At 68.4% G+C, this 17,825-nt stretch carries 12 protein-coding genes, 1 tRNA gene, 1 other RNA gene and 2 pseudogenes; 3 read left to right on the top strand and 13 right to left on the bottom strand.

The annotated features are described in order from the left end of the window. Window positions 1-88: 88 nt before the first annotated feature. Window positions 89-2,422: a DNA polymerase III subunit gamma and tau gene (locus NW895_RS31345; protein ID WP_289939846.1), complete on the bottom strand. Its 2,334-nt coding sequence runs from the start codon at window positions 2,420-2,422 to the stop codon at window positions 89-91. A gap of 76 nt (window positions 2,423-2,498) precedes the next feature. Continuing rightward, window positions 2,499-2,595, bottom strand: an RNA gene (ffs, locus tag NW895_RS31340) — signal recognition particle sRNA small type. Window positions 2,596-2,667: 72 nt separating this feature from the next. Here ffs and NW895_RS31335 point away from each other — a divergent pair. Next, window positions 2,668-2,755: transfer RNA gene (locus tag NW895_RS31335), tRNA-Ser, on the top strand. A gap of 79 nt (window positions 2,756-2,834) precedes the next feature. Here NW895_RS31335 and NW895_RS31330 read toward each other — a convergent pair. The 5 genes and pseudogenes from NW895_RS31330 to NW895_RS31310 form a co-directional block, all read right to left on the bottom strand. Further along, a pseudogene (locus tag NW895_RS31330) lies at window positions 2,835-4,074 on the bottom strand (tyrosine-type recombinase/integrase). 11 nt (window positions 4,075-4,085) lie between these two features. Continuing rightward, window positions 4,086-4,268, bottom strand: a complete 183-nt coding sequence (locus tag NW895_RS31325) for an excisionase family DNA-binding protein (RefSeq protein ID WP_289939927.1) — start codon at window positions 4,266-4,268, stop codon at window positions 4,086-4,088. Window positions 4,269-4,310: 42 nt separating this feature from the next. Next, complete coding sequence (locus tag NW895_RS31320; RefSeq protein WP_289939926.1) at window positions 4,311-5,543, bottom strand: replication initiator; 1,233 nt, start codon at window positions 5,541-5,543, stop codon at window positions 4,311-4,313. 301 nt (window positions 5,544-5,844) lie between these two features. After that, entirely contained in the window at window positions 5,845-7,635 is a 1,791-nt protein-coding gene (locus tag NW895_RS31315; protein ID WP_289939845.1) for a DUF262 domain-containing protein, read from the bottom strand. 391 nt (window positions 7,636-8,026) lie between these two features. Then, a complete protein-coding gene (locus NW895_RS31310; RefSeq protein ID WP_289939844.1) occupies window positions 8,027-8,629 on the bottom strand; it encodes a hypothetical protein in 603 nt (200 codons plus the stop codon). Window positions 8,630-8,888: 259 nt separating this feature from the next. Between NW895_RS31310 and NW895_RS31305 the strand changes: the two are divergent. Then, window positions 8,889-9,654 (top strand): annotated as a pseudogene (locus NW895_RS31305) (DUF234 domain-containing protein); the annotation flags it as partial. A gap of 77 nt (window positions 9,655-9,731) precedes the next feature. Here the strand turns inward: NW895_RS31305 and NW895_RS31300 are convergent. From NW895_RS31300 to shiA, 6 genes are all read right to left on the bottom strand, one after another. Continuing rightward, window positions 9,732-11,036 (bottom strand): MFS transporter, encoded by a 1,305-nt coding sequence (locus NW895_RS31300; protein WP_354670133.1) that lies wholly within the window; start codon window positions 11,034-11,036, stop codon window positions 9,732-9,734. Window positions 11,037-11,156: 120 nt separating this feature from the next. Further along, entirely contained in the window at window positions 11,157-11,726 is a 570-nt protein-coding gene (locus NW895_RS31295; RefSeq protein WP_289939842.1) for a TetR/AcrR family transcriptional regulator, read from the bottom strand. Window positions 11,727-11,917: 191 nt separating this feature from the next. Beyond that, window positions 11,918-13,204, bottom strand: coding sequence for a phosphatase PAP2 family protein (locus NW895_RS31290; protein WP_289939925.1), 1,287 nt, complete (start codon window positions 13,202-13,204; stop codon window positions 11,918-11,920). Window positions 13,205-13,441: 237 nt separating this feature from the next. After that, entirely contained in the window at window positions 13,442-14,119 is a 678-nt protein-coding gene (locus NW895_RS31285) for an HNH endonuclease family protein (RefSeq protein ID WP_289939840.1), read from the bottom strand. A gap of 103 nt (window positions 14,120-14,222) precedes the next feature. Continuing rightward, a complete protein-coding gene (locus tag NW895_RS31280) occupies window positions 14,223-15,200 on the bottom strand; it encodes an alcohol dehydrogenase catalytic domain-containing protein (protein WP_289939838.1) in 978 nt (325 codons plus the stop codon). A 48-nt stretch (window positions 15,201-15,248) separates the two neighbouring features. Then, window positions 15,249-16,613, bottom strand: a complete 1,365-nt coding sequence (gene shiA / locus NW895_RS31275) for a shikimate transporter (RefSeq protein WP_289939837.1) — start codon at window positions 16,611-16,613, stop codon at window positions 15,249-15,251. Between the two features lie 376 nt (window positions 16,614-16,989). Here shiA and NW895_RS31270 point away from each other — a divergent pair, with 376 nt between their 5' ends. Further along, the gene (locus NW895_RS31270; RefSeq protein ID WP_289939835.1) at window positions 16,990-17,784 is read left to right on the top strand and encodes an IclR family transcriptional regulator; all 795 of its coding nucleotides are present in this window, start codon (window positions 16,990-16,992) and stop codon (window positions 17,782-17,784) included. Window positions 17,785-17,825: the final 41 nt, after the last annotated feature.

The raw sequence follows: 17,825 nt of genomic DNA, 5'->3' as shown, positions 1-17,825 counted from the left end.
GAGGTTCACCCAAGGCGGGGTTACGGCAGGCCAGGGGCACGGCAGGCCAGGGCCAGGCCGCCGAGCCACAGCTGCCCGGCCGCCGGGGCTACTCGTTCATGAACTCGTCGACGACCGTCGCCCCCAGCTCCCGCACGATGAGTTCCTGGCCGGACAGGGCCGACTCGTCGAGGTCGGGGTCGTCGTCCGCGGGGATGTCGTCCTCGATCGAGGACGGCTCCGGCGCGGAGGGCCGCGGAGCGGGTGTGGTCGCCGGGGCGGGGGCGGCCGGTGCCGCTGCGGGCTGCGCGGGGGCGGCCGGGGCGGCCGACTGCGGCGTCGCCGGGCGAGGGGCGGACGTACCGCCGCCGCCGTACCCGCCGGTACCGGAACCGCCGTAGCCGCCGCCACCGCCGGGGAAGCCGGTCGTTGACTGGGGGGACGAGCCGCCGGAGGGGTCGACGATCGCCTCGATCTTCCACTGGACGTTGAACTGCTCACCCAGGGCCTGCCGCAGCACGTCCTCGCTGCCGCTGCTCAGGAAGTTGTCGCGGGCGCCGGCGTTGACGAACCCGAGCTGCAGGGTCGTGCCGTCGAAGCCGGCCACCTGTGCGTTCTGGCTGAGCAGGATCCAGGTGAACCGGCGGCGGTTCTTGACCGCCTCCAGGATGTTCGGCCAGAGAGCGCGGGGGTCGAGGCCTCCGCCGGCGGGTGGGGAGGCGGGTGCCGGGGCCGACTGCGGTGTCGGGGTGGCCGGTGGTGTCGAGGTGGGTGCAGACGGGGGCTGGCCACCGTCCGCGGGTGCTGCGGTGGGCCATCCGCCGGGCCGCCGTCCGCTGCCGGCGGCTGCGGGGGTGGGCCAGGCGCCGGGGGCGGATGCGGGCGCGGGGGAGGACGGGGCCTGAGGCCTCTGGGGTGCTTGGGGTTGCTGGGGCGGCTGCGGTTGGCCTCCGCCGGAGGGGCCGGAGCCCGTGGCGGGACCAGCACCGGTGTCGGCGCCGACGCCCGGCCCGGCAGGCGCACCGGCTCCCGAGGGCGGCCCACTCTGGCCCGTGGGGGCCGGAGGAGCCGCTGGACCCGTGGGAGCGACCGGACCCGTGGAAGGGACCGGACCCGCAGGCCCCGGAGCCGCACCACCGCTCGTCGGCGCCCCCGAGGCCCGTACCGCCGCGCGGGCCGCAGCAGCGCCGCCGCCCGGCGGGATGGGTGCGGCCGGAGCTCCCGCGTGGGCGTCGGGTCCGGGCACGTACCCCATGGCGGGCGCGCCGGCGCCCGCGGAGAAGTGCACGCCCCGCTCGATCCGGTCCAGGCGGGCCATGACGGACCGCTCGTCGCCGTACGCGGCGGGCAGCAGCACGCGCGCGCAGATCAGTTCGAGCTGCAGCCGGGGTGAGGTGGCACCCCGCATCTCGGTCAGCCCCTCATTGACGAGATCGGCGGCGCGGCTGAGTTCGGCGGCACCGAAGGACTGCGCCTGGGCCTGCATCCGCTCGACGACATCGGCCGGGGCGTCGATCAGCCCCTTCTCGGCCGCGTCCGGTACGGCGGCGAGAATGACCAGGTCACGGAGCCGTTCCAGCAGATCGGCGACGAAGCGGCGCGGGTCGTTGCCGCCCTCGATGATCCGGTCCACGACCTCGAAGGCCGCGGCGCCGTCACCGGAGGCGAACGCCTCGACGACGGAATCGAGCAGCGAGCCGTCCGTGTACCCGAGCAGGGCGGTCGCCATGGCATACGTCACACCGTCGTCGCCGGCACCGGCCAGCAACTGATCCATGACGGACATGGAGTCACGCACGGACCCGGCACCGGCCCGCACGACCAGGGGCAGCACCCCGTCCTCGACGGGGATCTTCTCCTTCTCGCACACCTCGGCGAGGTAGTCCCGCAGGGTCCCCGGCGGCACGAGCCGGAACGGATAGTGATGGGTCCGGGAGCGAATCGTCCCGATGACCTTCTCGGGCTCGGTGGTCGCGAAGATGAACTTCAGATGCTCCGGCGGCTCCTCGACCACCTTGAGCAGCGCGTTGAAACCGGCCGACGTGACCATGTGGGCCTCGTCGATGATGTAGATCTTGTACCGGCTGCGGGCGGGCCCGAAGAAGGCCTTCTCCCTCAGGTCACGGGCATCGTCCACGCCGCCGTGCGAAGCGGCGTCGATCTCGATGACGTCGATCGACCCCGGCCCGTTGCGCGCCAGGTCCCTGCAGGACTGGCACTCCCCGCACGGCGTCGGCGTGGGCCCCTGCTCGCAGTTCAGGCACCGGGCCAGGATCCGCGCGCTGGTCGTCTTGCCACAGCCACGCGGACCGCTGAACAGGTACGCGTGATTGACCCGGTTGTTCCGCAGCGCCTGCTGCAGCGGGTCGGTGACATGCTCCTGCCCGATGACCTCGGCGAAGGTCTCCGGGCGATAGCGGCGGTACAGAGCGAGAGACGACACGCATACGAGGTTATAGGCGCCCACTGACAACGGGCCCCGCCCGAGGAGCCGGACCCCGCCAGGCCCGCCCCACCAACGCAGACGCCCCCCACGCACCCGCCAGAGCCAACCTACCCTTGCTGCCTTCCGGCCCTGGGGGAGTTCAGTCAGATAGCGCCGCGTGAGGGGCTGCGCCAAGGCTACCTGATGTCGGGGCCGGGGAACGAGTTCGCGAGCACTCCTCTCGGTCATGTAATGTTTCCGGCGGAGGATTCGCCTAGAGGCCTAGGGCGCACGCTTGGAAAGCGTGTTGGGGGCAACCCCTCACGAGTTCGAATCTCGTATCCTCCGCCAGTGCCTCACCGGGCACGATGTCGAAGGGCCCCACCGTTCGCGGTGGGGCCCTTCGACGTTGTCCGTCTCAGTTTCCGTCTCAGTTCGTCTTCGGGAGCTCCCAAAGAGCGTCGCCGACTTGCTGCGCGACCTTGCGCAGCATGGTCCCCGTCACGTGCATGTACCGGGCGCGCACCGGGGCCGCTCCCCCAGGCTCCCAACCCATGATCGCGTCGACCACGACGTTCGGGACGCCGAGGATCAAGAGGACGGTCGCGGCGGTGTGGCGAGCGTCATGAAGACGGGCGTCCCGTACGCCCGCATCCCGAAGCAGGCGCTTCCAGATGTGGAAGTCGGTGTTCGGGCTGAGGGGGCCGCCGGTCGGCGTGGCGAAGACGTATCCCTTGTCCTCCCAGTCGGCTCCGGCCGCGAGCCGTTCCCGCTCCTGCTCCTCCTGGTGCTGGCGGAGGAGCTTGATCAGCGGATCGGGCAGGCCGACCGTGCGCCGTCCGGCGCGGGACTTGGTGCTCTTGTGCTCGCGGCGGGTCTGCTGTCGCTGCGGGCAGTAGCCCGGCTTCCTGCCGCAGGGGTTGTCTCCGCAGCCGTGCGCGTACTTGGGCCGGAGTCGGTTCTTGCGGATGCGGACGTATCCGGCGTCCAGGTCGACGTCTTCCCAGTGGAGCCCGAGCGCTTCCCCTTGGCGGAGGCCAAGCGCCAGTGCAACAACCCAGCGTGCACTGTTGCGGAGCTTCGACGCCTCGACCAGGAGGCTCTGTACCTCGTCGATCGTGTACGGCTCGATTTCCTCTTCTTCGAGGCGCGGAGCCTTGGCGATCTCGGCCACATTGGTGGCGACGTGCCCGCGTCGGACGGCTTCGCCAAGGGCGACTCGGATCGTCCGGTGGGCGTGGTGGGCGGTGCCGGCGGCGCTCCCGGACTCCTGCATCTTCCGGTAGAAGCGCTCCAGATGCTCGGGCTCCAGGCGGTCGAGCTTGTGAGCGCCCAGGCCCGGTTACGAGGTGAACGCGTACGTCGACCTCATAGCCGTCGTACGTGTTCTCGGAGACGTACGGCTTGGCGATGTTCTCGACCCAGTGCTCAAGCCAGGCTTGGACTGTCCAGCTCTGGCCCGGTTTCCTGAGCTTCTTGTCATCCCGCGCCCGCTCCATCTCGCGGACTGCCTTGGTCACCTCGGCCTTGGTCTTGCGCTCGATGTGGCGGCGGTCGGGCTTGCCGTCATCCCGGACGCCGACTGTCACTCTTCCGTGCCACTTCCCGTCCTTGCCGAAGTAGATCGATGAGGCGCCGTTGGGCTGGCGGGTGCGCTTCTTGTCTGGCATGGCTTCCCCCCTCAGGCGGCTTCGGCGGGTCGGTGGCGGAGCTTGGACACGTAGGCGGGTATGGCATCGGCGGGGATGCGGCGCAGCCGTCCGACTGTCACCGACTCGATCTCTCCAGCGAGCACGAGCCGGAAGCACGTCGTACGGCCGATACGGAGCCGCCGGGCCGCCTCCTCGACGGTCAGGAGCACCAGGGAAGGGTCGTGGGCTCCAGCGCGGTGGCAGCGGTGCGGGGCTCAGCCATGGGTCGGTTCTCCTTCCAATCCAGGGGCGGGTTCGAGGGACGCGGCGAGCCAGGCTTCGGCGTCGGACAGGCCGGTTCCGGCGAAGACCCAGTGCGCGAGGACGTACGTGGTGTCGGGCTCGGGGCCGTTGGTTGCTGCGGCTTGGGCTCGGCGCCATTCGGCGCGGGCGTCGCGGAGGGCGCCGAGGGTGGTGGAGTAGCGGCGGGACTTGGTGGAGAAGTGGCCGCGGAAGCCCAGCATGTGGGCCCAGGCGCGCAGGCGGAGGTGTTCGAGGTCCTTGCGGGCGCCGAGAGCCCAGGCGGTGCGGATCATGCGGCGTGCGTGTTCGCTGATGTCGAGCTGGGCAAGTTCGGCGGCGAACTTCAGGGGCCGGTCGAGAGCTCCCGTCGCGGTCTCGGCGCCCTTGGTGGCGTACTTGGCGATGTACGCGGCGACGGCTCGTTCGGTCAGCTCCTGGCCGTCGTTGAAGTCGGCCGAGCGGATGGTGCGGACGTCGAGCTGTCGTCCGAAGGTGAAGGTGTGGGCGCGGCCGTCGATGACCGGGCCGTCCACGCTGACCTTGGCGGCAGCCGTCTCGATGGCGTCGGTCAGCAGCTCGGCGGTCGCCCAGGCCGGGGGCGGGGTGTCGCCACCGCTGGGGCCGTCGATGCGGATGACGGCGTGGAAGTGGACGGCGCCGCGCTTTTGGTACTCGGCGACTTTGGCGAAGGACACGCGGGCGTGCTCGCGGAAACGGCGCTGGGACAGGCCCGCGCGCTTGGCGACCTCCCGGCGCAGGTAGGTCGAGAAGCGCCGCCACAGCGGACCGGCGTGCGCGTTCCAGAGAACGGCCGCTTCATAGTCGTAGGTGTCCGGGTCGAGCGGGGTGCCGAGTTCAGCGTCGTCCTGGTCGTGGCGGATACCGCACCGGCAGGGGCGCCCGCTGGAAGGGCGGTTGTGGACGGGGCCGAAGCGCGGGGCGGTGAAGGTGGCGAACACGCGCGGGTGGGCGGCGACGTGTTCGGGGATGCCCTTGCCGCCGCGCAGGCCAGAGGTGATCAGGTGGAAGGTGTCGCGGCGGTAGACCTCGGCGCAGGCCGGGCAGCGGGTGGTGCGGCGGTTGTTGCAGCGGACGAGGAGTTGTCCGGCCGGGAGGCTGGTCGAGTCGAGGTGGTGGAGGACGCGGCCGATCTCGCCGGTTGTGGTGTCGACGTCGTACTCGGTGCGGTGGCCGTCGAGGCGGATGCGCTCCTGTCTCCGCCCCGCTCCAGCCCGGCCGGCGCCCGTGCCGCGCGCTAGAGCATCACCCTCTTGCCGTGAGAGACGGGGTACGTCGTGGCTGGGACGGTCGGCTCCACGGCTTTACGGAGCCACTTTGGCGCGAGCCTCGAAGATCATGGCCCCAACGTCGTGCTTTACCGGGCAGGTCCACAGACTGCCCGACGCGCCGGAAGCTTACGGGGCCATGATCACTCGCGCCAAAGCAGCGCCACCCCAAAGCCGCTACACCGACCTCGTGGCCATTCCAGGAAGAGCATCCTCGCCGTTACTGCGAAAAGTGCATGGTCATGTGACTAAGGAAGTCGTCGGCCGACAATTCCTGAGTGGAACTTCCGATTCTCACGAAAAATCGGCCATCGTAGGTGATCGGCTTACCAATCGATCTAGGCCGCATCTCCCATAGCAGCAGCCCATCGCAGTACACAGGCTTGAAGGTGTGGGCCAAGCTGTTCGCGAATTCCGTGGCCAGATTGGAAGATTGAATCTTACTTTGCCACTTCCGCCACCACTTGTCTTCGTCATACCCGAGAAGGCCGATTTGCTCAGCCGTCCCGACAACAAGTTGGTTTTGCACAGAAACAGGCTTCACTCCGAAGAGTTGCTCCAGTCGGCCCGCCGCAGATGGCTTGTCGGCGACTCCAATCAGGATTAGCCCTTGAGCAGACTTTCCGTGGTTGGCCATACCCACGGCAGTCTGCATTACCTGCTCGAAGAGATCCAGGTCCTCCTTCGGTGGATCCGAGAGCGTGCAAAAACCTTGCTTTAGTTCAACTAGAGGATCCTCAGCGATTGGCCCCTGAAGCAACGACTCGATATACATACGTGAGTTCAATTGCACCGTGCCGCGTTGAGGATCCGGCTTATAGAAAGCCCTTCTCAACTTCTTCTTGACGCTCGGATAGAGGGTCCTCTTTTTTTCCTTTCCCCATGCGCTGCCTCCGGTAGGAATAGAGAGGCCGCGACCCCAGAAATTGTCCAAGACGGCACGCACGGCATCGTGAGATTTCGGCACCATGCCATCTTCGAACGTCAGCGAATACAGCGCGGCAAAAACTGCCTGGAACTGTCGCTGCGTACCCTTCTCATAGGTCTCCAGCTTCACCATGTGCCGACCCAGTGAGCCGTGTCCTGCCATCACGTCATCGACTAGGCCCACTACGGAGATGATTCTCTGGTGAAGCTCCTCGACCCCCACAGCGTCGATCGCAGAATTCACTTCGTCAGGAGAAGCCGTTCGGATCTTTCGCTGAATCCCGTAAGCCACATCTCGGTTCTGCCAGCCACTCGTAGGCCATGGACGAATAACTGCGTCGAGGACGAGATCCAGGACCATTTCTTCGTCGCCGGAAGATCGAATATCCTCTTGCGCGACGATGTCATGTCGAACCCAGAACATGTCCTCCATCGCTAGACCATATTCGAGCCCGCGGCGAGAGATGCTCAACTTATCCATTTCATTCAAAGAAACGGATTCAGAAAACGTCCCGTCGCCGCGAATCGAAGCACTAGCGCGCCTCACAACATCCGCCAACGAGCCCAGAACCCCCGCCTGTCGGATTTCTTGGAGACTTAGACGCCTGCCGCCGCTATTGATTCGACGAAATACCTCATCGATCGAAGAGGTAGAAGCGTCCCGATAGATCGAAACCGGAATTTGATAATTGGCAATGGCGAGAGATTCCGACCGGGATAGCTTTTCGCGTCCCTGAGAGATCTCCCCCGCATCGAGGCGAGCCTTCGTGTCCCCGATCGTATCGAGATCAAAATACTTGCCGTTGTACGCGAACTTGTTCTCCATGAAGGAGAAGAACGCATCGAGGCGCTGCAGTCCATCGATGATCTCGTAGGTCTCAACGCCAGCCTTCTTACGTTGAGCCAACAGGATCAAAGGAATGGGGAGCTCGTTGACGACAGAGTCAATGAGCTTAACTTTCTCCTCCACGCTCCATACCAGCTTTCGCTGATAACGGCGATTGACAGCCAACCTCTTATTGAAGTAAAGGTTGTAAAGGGTCTGGAGGCTCTGCCCCTGCACGGAAAGCTCAGAACTCTGCACGGGTGAACCTTATGTTCATCACAAACCCTACGCAACGTACTTGACGTAATTGCTCTGAGATCGGCGGACAGGGGTTGAGCGGCCACCGTCTGCCCTGCAAGAGCACACGTGATGCTCTCGGCGGACGAAGGGTCCAGGGGGCAGGTTGTCCAACTCGCGACGGGCACACCTCAGGACTACCAGGAGCCTTCCAGGGGGAGCGAGCCCCGTACCCCTGCCGCACCACAAGCGCACCAGATCGAGCGGGGAGCAGCGGGGAACCACGGTGAAAACGGCCGAGTCTCACGAGCTGTACCTCGGCCATTCATGCAGGTCAGGACCAGAGCTGACCTCAAATGATCGTAGCTTCCCAAGCTGAGCGCCCGCCGCCTGGCCACGGACCCCCGAGGAGTCAGAGAAGGTCCCGCCAGAAGGGGACCGTTGCTCGCGCGTTCCAGTTCTCGTCGACGTCACCTCGCGCTTCGTCGAACTCCTGGTGCATGTAGTCGACCAGGTCCAGGCCGTAATAGATGATGTCGGTCTGCCACATCGAGAGCACCGGATGCCCGAAGCTTCCCCGGCCAGCGGGCAGGTATCGGTGGGCATACACAGGCACCAGCACCGGCGCCTCCGCCAGATGGCACCGCGCTGTATCCAGTGTCGCCGTCCCGTCGGCTGGACGCTCACCCCAGCCCTCGTACCAGAACCCGTTGTGCTCAACGTCGAGCAGAACACCTTCGACTGGCCAGGCGAGCTGTCTACGCAAGCTGTCCAGATCACCACAGCGCCACTCCGGCCACGGCCTGGACCAGGTCTGCCCGTCCTCGGGAGGGACGTTGACCGGAAGGCCGGCCGCGAGGAACGCTCGGTGGTCGTCAGCGAACTCGAAGCCGTACTCGCGCTCGATGCGGGCGAACTCGGCGTCGGTCAGCCCCGGCTCGAACTCATACAGTCCTGTCTGCGCCAGGCGACGTGCGGCCTCCGCACCGAGGCGTACTCCCTCTCTGCTGATCACCGCCGCACGCTAGCGCCGACCGCAGCCCGCCGTCACCCGAGTTATGAGCGGGCTCCGTCTCAGTTTCCGTCTCATTCAACGCCGTTCACGGCCGTTCAGCTGAGATCTGGAGCCGTCCCCACGGCGATAGCCAACCACCCATGTACGCAGGTGAACGCCCCTGCACACAGCCCACCACCCCACCACCACAGTTGGAAAGCGTGTTGGGGGCAACCCCTCACGAGTTCGAATCTCGTATCCTCCGCCAGCCCAGAGGGCCGGAGCGGATGTCTGGGAGTTCCTCCGTGACTCGCTGGACAACCCGATCTCGGCGCTGCTGGTCTCCGCCGAGCGCTCTCTGGCCGCGGAGTTCCCACCGCAGGCGATGAGCAGGGAGGTCCTGCGTGCCATCGGGTCCGAGGAGCGCACCTTCACCAACGTCGCGCGCGCCGCCGGCGGCATCGCCCACACCACGCTCACCAGAGCCACGGATGTCCTGACCGAGAAACGAGTCGTTTGCCGCCGAGCTGTCCCTCTCACTGCGGCCGTCGAAGGAACGCCGCTACCGGGTGGCCGACCCCTACCTGCGGTTCTGGCTCGCGTTTCTGGATCCGCACATGGCGGAGATCGAGCGGATGCGGGGAGATCTCACGCTGAGCCGGATCAAGGAGCGGTGGACGAGCTGGCGTGGCCGCGCGATCGAGCCCTTGGTCCGGGAATCCCTCGCCCGCCTCCTGCCGGACGGGCTCCTGCCCGCCGCCCCGGCGATCGGCGGGTACTGGACCCGCGGCAACGACGTCGAAATCGACTTGGTGGGCGCCGACCGGCAGCCGGTGGCCAAGCAGTTGCTCTTTCTCGGCTCGGTCACGTGGCTGGAGAACTCCGCGTTCGACAGCCACGACCTGGCCGCGCTGCAGAAGCACCGGGCAGCGATCACCGACGAGCCGGTACCGCTCGTGGCGGTCTCCCGCAGCGGCGTCGGGTGTTCCGGCCTTCAGGCGGTGTACGGCCCCGAGGAACTGATCAGCGGTTGGCGCGGAGTGTGAGCAGGGGCCGGAGCATGGGGACGGTGGCAGGAACACAGGCTGAGCCGGCCAGGTGCAGGCGGAGGGTGGCTTTCTGATCAGGCAGCCGCTTCCCTCCCTCTTGAGTCCTTGGCCTGCGCCTGCTCATAGGTCTGCGGCAGGTCGCGCTCGCGGCGCATGGGGCTCAGGGCGAGGATGAGCCAGCAGGGCGCGACCGCAGCCGTCGTGATCCACATGGCCGGTCGGTATCCGACGGCGTCGCCGAGCACGCCGCCGAGCAGGGAGCCGAGCGGGATGGTGCTGTGGTTGATCATCATTGCCGTCGCCACGACCCGGCCGAGCATGTGCGGCGGGCAGTAACTCTGCCGAAAGCTGCCGACGACGATATTGGCCACGGAGATTCCGGTCCCGACGGCGAAGGCGCCCGTCGCGAACAGCAGCAGCCCCGGCCCGGCGGTGGTCATCGGCAGGAGCAGTGCGAAGGGCGCGGTGACGGCCTGCAGGAGGAGCAGCCCGCGCGCGGTGCCGAAGCGCCGGGTGATCCTGGTGGCGACCAGGGCGCCCGCGATGCCGCCGGTGCTGACGCCGGCCAGCAGCAGTCCGACCGTGGCCGGGTTGAGTCCGACGGTGCGGACGAGGAACACGACCTGGACCGCCTGATAGCCCATCAGCGCCATATTGATCATGGCGCCCCAGGTGACCATCGGCCGCAGGTAGCGGTCCCGGCTCACGAAGCGGAGCCCTTCGGTGATCTGCCGTCGGAGGGAGTCGCGTTCGTCGTCGGGAGCGCGGTCGGGCTCGGCCGCCCTGATCCGCTTCAGGCAGACGGCGGAGACAAGGAAGGTCACCGCGTCGGCGACGAGTGCGGTGACCGCGCCGAACGCCTGGGCGAGCAGACCCGCCGCCCCCGGCCCGGCGACCTGGGTGACGGCCTCACTGCCCTGCAGCTTGGCATTGCCCTCCAAGAGGTTGCGGCCATCGAGCACGATCCGGATGTACGAGTGATAGGCGGTGTTGAAGCACACCGCCGCGGTGCCGCAGATCAACGCGACGACGACCATGTGCCGAAAGGTGAGCGCGTCGAGCCATGCCGCCAGCGGAACGCTCACCAGCGCGGCCGCGGACACGAGGTCGCACGCGATCATCAGTGGCCGTTTGCGCACCCGGTCCACCCAGGCGCCCACCGGCAGACCGACCAGCAGCCAGGGAAGCCACACCGCCGCCGTGATCAGGCCGACGGCAGTGGAGTCGGCGTCCAGCACCACGACCGCGATCAGCGGCAAGGCCACCGCGGTGACGCTGTTCCCCAAACCACTGACGGTCTCGCCCACCCAGAGCAGGCGGAAATCCCTTTGGGCGAAGACTCCCCAGCGTGTCCGGGGCCGCTCCGGTGTGCCATTCATCGGGTCCACCGAAGCCATCATGCCGTGAGCCCTGACAACTTGCCGTACAGCGTGCGCAGTTGAGCCGACGGACACCGGAAGCCGGTGACGAAGACGCCGGGCGTCCTTCGCGCGCAGGCGTCAGCGCACGCCGGCCGCGTCGAGCAGGGTGGTCACCGTGGGCGCGATGAGCCCTGTGAGGGTGTCGGCTCCGATCCCCGCCCGGGCGCTGCCGCCGTCGAAGACCAGGCTGAGCTGCCGGGCCAGCAGGTCGGGATCGCTCGCCCCGCCCTGTTCGGCCTCGGCACGGAAGAAGGCCGTCAGGTTTCCCTTGACCCGGTGGGCCACCCGGCTCGCGGGGTGGCTCTGGTCCTTGAGTTCGATCTGCGCAGCCAGGTAGGGACAGCCCTGGAACTCGGGGCCACCCGCCTGCACCTCCACCTGCTCGAACACGTGCAGGATCCGCTCGCGGGGGGACCGGCCATCGTCCGCCGCGGGCAGGAGCTTCGCCACGAAGGCGGAAGCCTGTTGCTCCAGGCTCGCCGCCAGCAGTTCGTCCTTGCTCTCGAACAGCTGGTACATGGAGCGCTTCGACACCCCCGCCGCCTTGCACAGCGCCTCGACGCCGATGCCGACGCCTTCTCGGTAGGCAAGCGTGGCAGCCGCCTCCAGCAGTCGCTCTCTGGAGCTCGGTTTCGCCTCGATGGTCATACGGCGAGGCTAACCCGGCTCCGGCGAAAAGAATACCGATCGGTTTACCAGGCGGCCGGCGGTCGCTGAGCAACCGCGTCAGGTTCGGGGCCGGCTCTGTCTCGTCGGTCTGGGGGGACACTGCCGGCCGGGGTCGGACCACGGCAGCGGTCCGACCCTGCGGCGTTCGTCCGTATTCGCTCGCAACTGGCTCACACCAGTCCGGGCTGTGGTTCCGGTTGCGGCGTGAGTGCGGGCTTCGGGTCCCACAGTCTGGTGGTCCGTACGTAGACGTGGACCACTGAGGTCATCGCCAGGATGAGAAGCGGGCCGAACACCCAGGGGTGAGCGGCCATCTCCGTCGGCAGATAGCGGTACGACACCAGGAGCGCGACGAAGACCGTGGCGCCGTGAGCGACCAGCTGCGTTCCGGACCGGTCCCAGCCACGTTCGAGGGAGCGCAGAGCCGCCTCGATGGTGAGCGTGAACACCACGCCGGCGACGAGATCCACGCCGTAGTGGTAGCCGAAGCCCAGCGTTGCGCCGAGCGTGGCGATCAGCCAGAACGTGCCCGCGACGCGCAGGATCCGTGGGCCCCTGCGGGAGTGGAGGAATATCGCGGTGGCCCACGCGGTGTGCAGGCTGGGCATGCAGTTGCGCGGGGTGATTTCGTCGAAGGGCATCAGATGCGGGGTACCGACCGGCGGCGGCGTGTTCGGCCACAGGTCGGCCATGGCCCAGTGCCCGCCGTCGGCGCCGTAGGCGAAGATCGGTCCGACCACCGGGAAGATCATGTAGATGGCCGGGCCGAGGAGGCCGATCACCAGGAACGTGCGCACCAGGTGATGCCTCGGGAAGGCGCGCTCGACCGCCACGTTGCGCAGCTGGTACAGCGCGACGACGACCGCGGCCACCGCGAGCTGACCGTAGACGTAGTCGAGAAGATGGGCGCCGACCGGGCCGGTGGCGCCGACGATCCGGCCCACCAGCCACGACGGGTTGCCCAGCGCGTGATCGGCGGTGGCCACGTACTGGTCGAGCACCATCGGGCGGGTCTTCGACGTGATGAGCAGCCAGGTATCGCCGGTCTTGCGGCCGGCCACCAGCAGGAGGGCCAGCCCTACACCCTTCAGCAGCAGGACGCGTTCCCGGCCGGTCCGGCGGGTGACGGCGATGACCGCACAGCCCAGGATCACCCACAGCGCGCCGTTGCCGAAGGGGTGGCCGTCGGTCATCCACCTGACGCCGGCGACCCAGCGCACCAGCAAGAAGGCGATGTCGATGCCGATCGCGGTACCCACCGCGATGAACCGTTGCCGCCGGGTGAGCACCACCATCATCAGCATCAGACTGGCGTACAACAGAAAACCCGATTTGGGAGGAAATATCACCTCCCGCACCTGATTGGTGAGGGGCCCCGGCAGGCCATAACGACGCGCGGCGATCTCCAGCATGATGAGGAATGCGAGGGTCGTCACGCCCGCCGCGGCCCACAGTATCGCCCGTGGTTGACGCCACGTGGAGAACGTAATTCTTCGTCTTATTCGTGAAAACGTCCGCGATGCTATAGATATCAACCGTTTAGCCGATTTGTTAGATGTTGGTTAAAGTTCGATAATGCTATCGAAAGGCGCCTCGATTGGGAGGCGTGTGGCAGCTATCGGCCTCGGTGGCCCCGCCCCCGGCCTGTTCGGCAAGCGCTGGGGCGGAGTCACGGTTCACGGGGGCGGGCGGGGCTACGGGGCGGGTTCGTAGGTCACGGTGGTGCCGGGGCAGGCTTCCGCGAGCTGGGTGAGTGTTTCGAGTTCGACGGCGTCGCCAGTGAGCCTCCAGCGGAGCTTGGTCGCGATCCACTCCGAGGTGTACCGGCACATGACGTCGACGGCCGGCGGCAGCCACTCGGCGGGGTCCTGGTCGGCCTTGCTCCGGTTCGAGGCCGCGGAGACGGCGACGAGGGACGTCTGCGCGTCGAGGTCGTTGGCGTACGCCTCACGCCGCTGTGCCGTCCACTGCGAGGCCCCCGAGTCCCACGCCTCGGCGAGCGGCACCATGTGGTCGACGTCCAGGGCGGAGGCCGAGGTGATCCATCGGGAGTCGTAGTACGACCACCAGCGCCCTCCCGAGAGCTTGCAGCCGGGCAGGACCGTGGGCGGGTCGATCGCCTCGGAGATGAGCAGCTCTGCCCGGGTGTTGCAGCCGTCGGTGGGCTTCTTGCCGGCGTTCCAGTGCTTGAAGCTGGTGCGTTGGTAACCGTCGCGGGCCTCCGCGGCCGGCGGGAGAAGACGGACCGCGTCCGCCATCGGGAGGGTGTACGCCTTGGCGGAACGATCCTGCGCGTGGGCCGGGGCGGGTGCCGCGAGGGGCACGACGAGGAGTGCGGCCGTGAGGGCGGCGCGTCTGAGGTGCTTGATCACGCATCGCAGAATCGACTGCGCATAACTCGTTCGAGGGGCTCAACTCGAACGAATGAGCCATCTGGAGGCTTGAGTTCGCCGGACAGGTGTACCGCGAGGCTCCCTACGGAGGAACGTCGCCGATGCTGATCCAGGTCTTTCCGGCCCGGTCGCCGGCCTCCGTGAAGGCCTGTTGGGCCCGGTGCAGAGGGAGGGCGGTCTCGATGACCGCACTCGGGCGGGCCTCGGGGAGTTCGGCGATCGCGGTGGTGAAGTCCGTGGGGTGGTCGTAGATCATCGAGCCGCGGAGCACCAGCTGACGCCTCACCACGTCGTCGGTGGTGAGGGGAAGCCGGTCGGGGTTGAGGCCGATCAGCACGAGGGTGGCGCCGGGGGCGGCGCGGTCGGCGGCCGGGCGCAGGGCGGCGGCGTGGCCGGAGGTTTCGAAGACGTACGTGAATCCCGTGCGGCGGTCGTCACGCACCGCGCCCAGGCGTTCGGCGCGGGCGAGGCGGAGCGGGTGGGGTTCGGTGACGACGGGTTCGATGCCGAGGCGGGACAGGATGAGGCAGAGCAGGAGGCCCTGGGCGCCGGCCCCGACGACCAGGCAGCGGTCGGCCGGTGTGACGCCGCTGCGCCGTACGGCGGCCCGGGCCACGGTGTAGGGCTCGGTGGCGGCGAGGTCGGCGGCGGTCAGGCCGTCGGGGACCGGGTGGGCGAAGGGGGCGGGGAGGGCCACGCGTTCGGCCAGGACGCCCGGGGAGTTCAGGCCGACGATGGCTCGGTACGGGCAGGCGGAGGTCAGGCCGGTGCGGCAGTCCGCGCACTTCAGGCAGGCGTAGTTGGGTTCGATGACCACGGTCTGGCCCACCTGGCGGTCCCGTACGTCGCTGCCGACGGCGGCGATCCGCCCGAAGCCCTCGTGGCCCATGACCCAAGGGGTCGCGGGCGGCCGGCGGTTGCCGTGGAAGACGGCGAGGTCGCTGCCGCACAGGCCCACGCCGCCCACCTCCACGATGACGTCGTGGGGGCCGCAGACGGGTTCCGGCCAGTCGTCGACGAGCTCGATCCGGCCCGGCGACATGAGGACAGCTGCTTTCACCAGAACCCCCTGCGGTCCACTGGATGGATTGACGATCCTGCTGTGCGGTCAGGCCGTTGCGCCTTCGGCCGCCGGGCGGCGGGCGGTCTCCCGGGCCCCGGCCTCGTCGTCGCCCCGCAGGCGCAGCGCGACGAGGAAGGAGATCGCGCAGCCGACGGCGAGGTAGGCCGCGACCAGGCTCCAGCCGCCGCCCGCCCAGAGCACGAGGGAACCGGCGATGAACGGGGTGAAGCCGCCGCCGACGGCGCTCGCGAGCTGGTAGCCGACGCCGGCGCCGCTGTAGCGGTACTCGGGGCCGAACATGTCGGTGAACAGCGACTGCTGGACGGAGACCGCCATGTCGTGCGCGATGTTCACCAGCAGGACGGCGCAGCCGACGATGGCGAGCAGCGAGCCGGACTCCATCGCCCAGAAGTACGGCACCGCGCTCACGACACCGACCAGGGAGCCCCAGCAGTAGACCCGGCGGCGGCCGAAGCGGTCGGCGAGGTAGGCGAAGGCCGGGATGGTGAGGATGGCGAGCCCGCCGACGGCCAGGTTGACGTTGAGCAGGCTGTCCCTGTTCAGGCCGAGTTCGTCGGTGCCGTAGGCGAGGCCGAAGGTCGTGACGCCGTAGAAGGTGAACAGCTCCACCAGGCGCAGTCCGATGATGGCGAAGAAACCCTTGGGGTTGGAGCGGACCGCGGCGATCAGCGGCAGGCGCGGGCGGTCGTTCTCGCTCATCGCGGCGACCTTCTCGGTGAAGACCTCGGACTCCTCGACCCTCGCCCGGATGATCAGGCCGACGATCACCAGGGCCGCGCTGACCAGGAACGGAACCCGCCAGCCCCAGGACCGGAAGGCCGCGTCGGAGGTCGTCCCCGACATCACCTTGGTGATCAGGGTGGCGAGCAGCAGGCCGACCGAGGCGCCGATCTGTACGCCGCTGCTGTAGAGGGAGCGCCACTTGGCGGGGGCGTTCTCCACCGCCATCAGCGCGGCGCCGCCCCACTCGCCGCCGACCGCGAAGCCCTGCGCGGCGCGCAGGACCACCAGCAGCACGGGTGCCCAGAGGCCGGCCTGCGCGTAGGTGGGCAGGACGCCTATCAGGGTGCTCGCCGCGCCCATGATCAGCATGGTGAGGACGAGCATCCGCTTGCGGCCCAGCCGGTCGCCGAAGTGGCCGAAGACGATGCCGCCGAGCGGGCGGAAGAGGAAGCCGACCCCGAAGGTGGCCCAGGCGGCCAGGGTGCCCACGGCCGGCGAGGCGTCCGGGAAGAAGAGGTCGCCGAAGAGAAGCCCGGCGACGATGCCGTAGAGGAAGAAGTCGTACCAGTCGACCACGGCTCCCATGAAGCTCGCGATCGCCGCTCTTCTCGCCACGCCGGGTGTTCCGGCACCACCGGCCGGGGCCGGGCGCTGCGTACTGCTCATCTCACACACTCCATCGGGTGCTGCGGCTGAAGTGGCCCGGCCGTGCCGCGCGGGCGGTGCGCGGGAGGCAGGGTCGGGACACGGACGGCTGTGGTGGGGACAGATGCTCGGGCGAGGACGGGTGCTCCCGGTGGGGAGCGGGCCGTCGTCACCGGCCAACCGGGCCGTCGCCACAGCGGTGCGGGCGGCGCCCCTCACATGTGGTCCACTCAATGGACCGTTCGAACCAAGTAGCGGAAACATAGGGCCTGGCTTTTCCGCCATCAAGGGTTGCGGCGAGATTTCTTCGGAGTTTCGGTTCCCCTGGTCCGCAGAGCGGACTACGGTCACGGGTGATGGGTACGTACGGCGGTCATCAGCACGGGGAGGGGTTCGCGTGGACGGCAGGGGCAGCGAGGCCGAGGCGGGCCGGGAACAGCAGGGCACGGGCGTGCGCAGCGTGCGGCGTGCGCTGGACATCCTCGGCCTGCTGAGCGAGGACCGTCCCGTCATCACCCTGCGCGAGATCACCGAGGCCACCGGACTGGCGAAGACGACGGCACTGCGCCTGGTCCAGACCCTGGAGGAGAGCGGCCTGCTGTGGTCGCACCCGGCCGGCTACACCGCCGGTCCCGGTCTGTGGCGGTGGGCCTATCTGGCACGCAGTCAGTGGGAGGTGCCGCGCGAGACCCGCAAGGTCATGCGCGACCTCGCCGACCGGCTGGGCGAGACCGTCAACCTCTTCATCGCCCGTGACGTCCACCGGGTCTGCGTCGCGCACGAGGAGAGCCCGCACCCGCTGCGCCATGTCGTCGACGTCGGCGACGAACAGCCCCTGTGGGCCGGCGCATCCTCCAAGGTCCTGCTGCGCGACGCCTCGGACGCCCGGCTGCGCCGCGTCGCTCTCTCCTCCCCGCACGGCGAGGCGTACGCGGACCGGTTGCGTGCCTGGGCCGAGGAGGCGGCGCAGCGTGGCTACGCGGTCAGCAGCAGCGAGTGGGACGACGGGCTGACCGCGGTGGCCGTGCCGGTCACCGGCCTCTCGGGCGCGGTCGTCGCCTCGCTGTCCCTGAGCGGGCCCAGCCAGCGCTTCCCGTACGAGGCCGTGGAGCGGTTCGCCACCGACCTCGCGGAGGCGGCCGCGCTCATCTCCGACCAGGGGTTCAGCCATCCGCTCAGCGACGGTGGCTGACAGGGGGCCCGGCGGGAGACGGCCGGGCCCCACGCTCGTTC

Source organism: Streptomyces sp. S.PNR 29 (assembly GCF_030386795.1).
In the GTDB taxonomy this organism is placed as follows: Bacteria; Actinomycetota; Actinomycetes; order Streptomycetales; family Streptomycetaceae; genus Streptomyces.
Note: the sequence above shows the minus strand (reverse complement) of the source record. Positions and strands in the feature narration are given on the sequence as shown.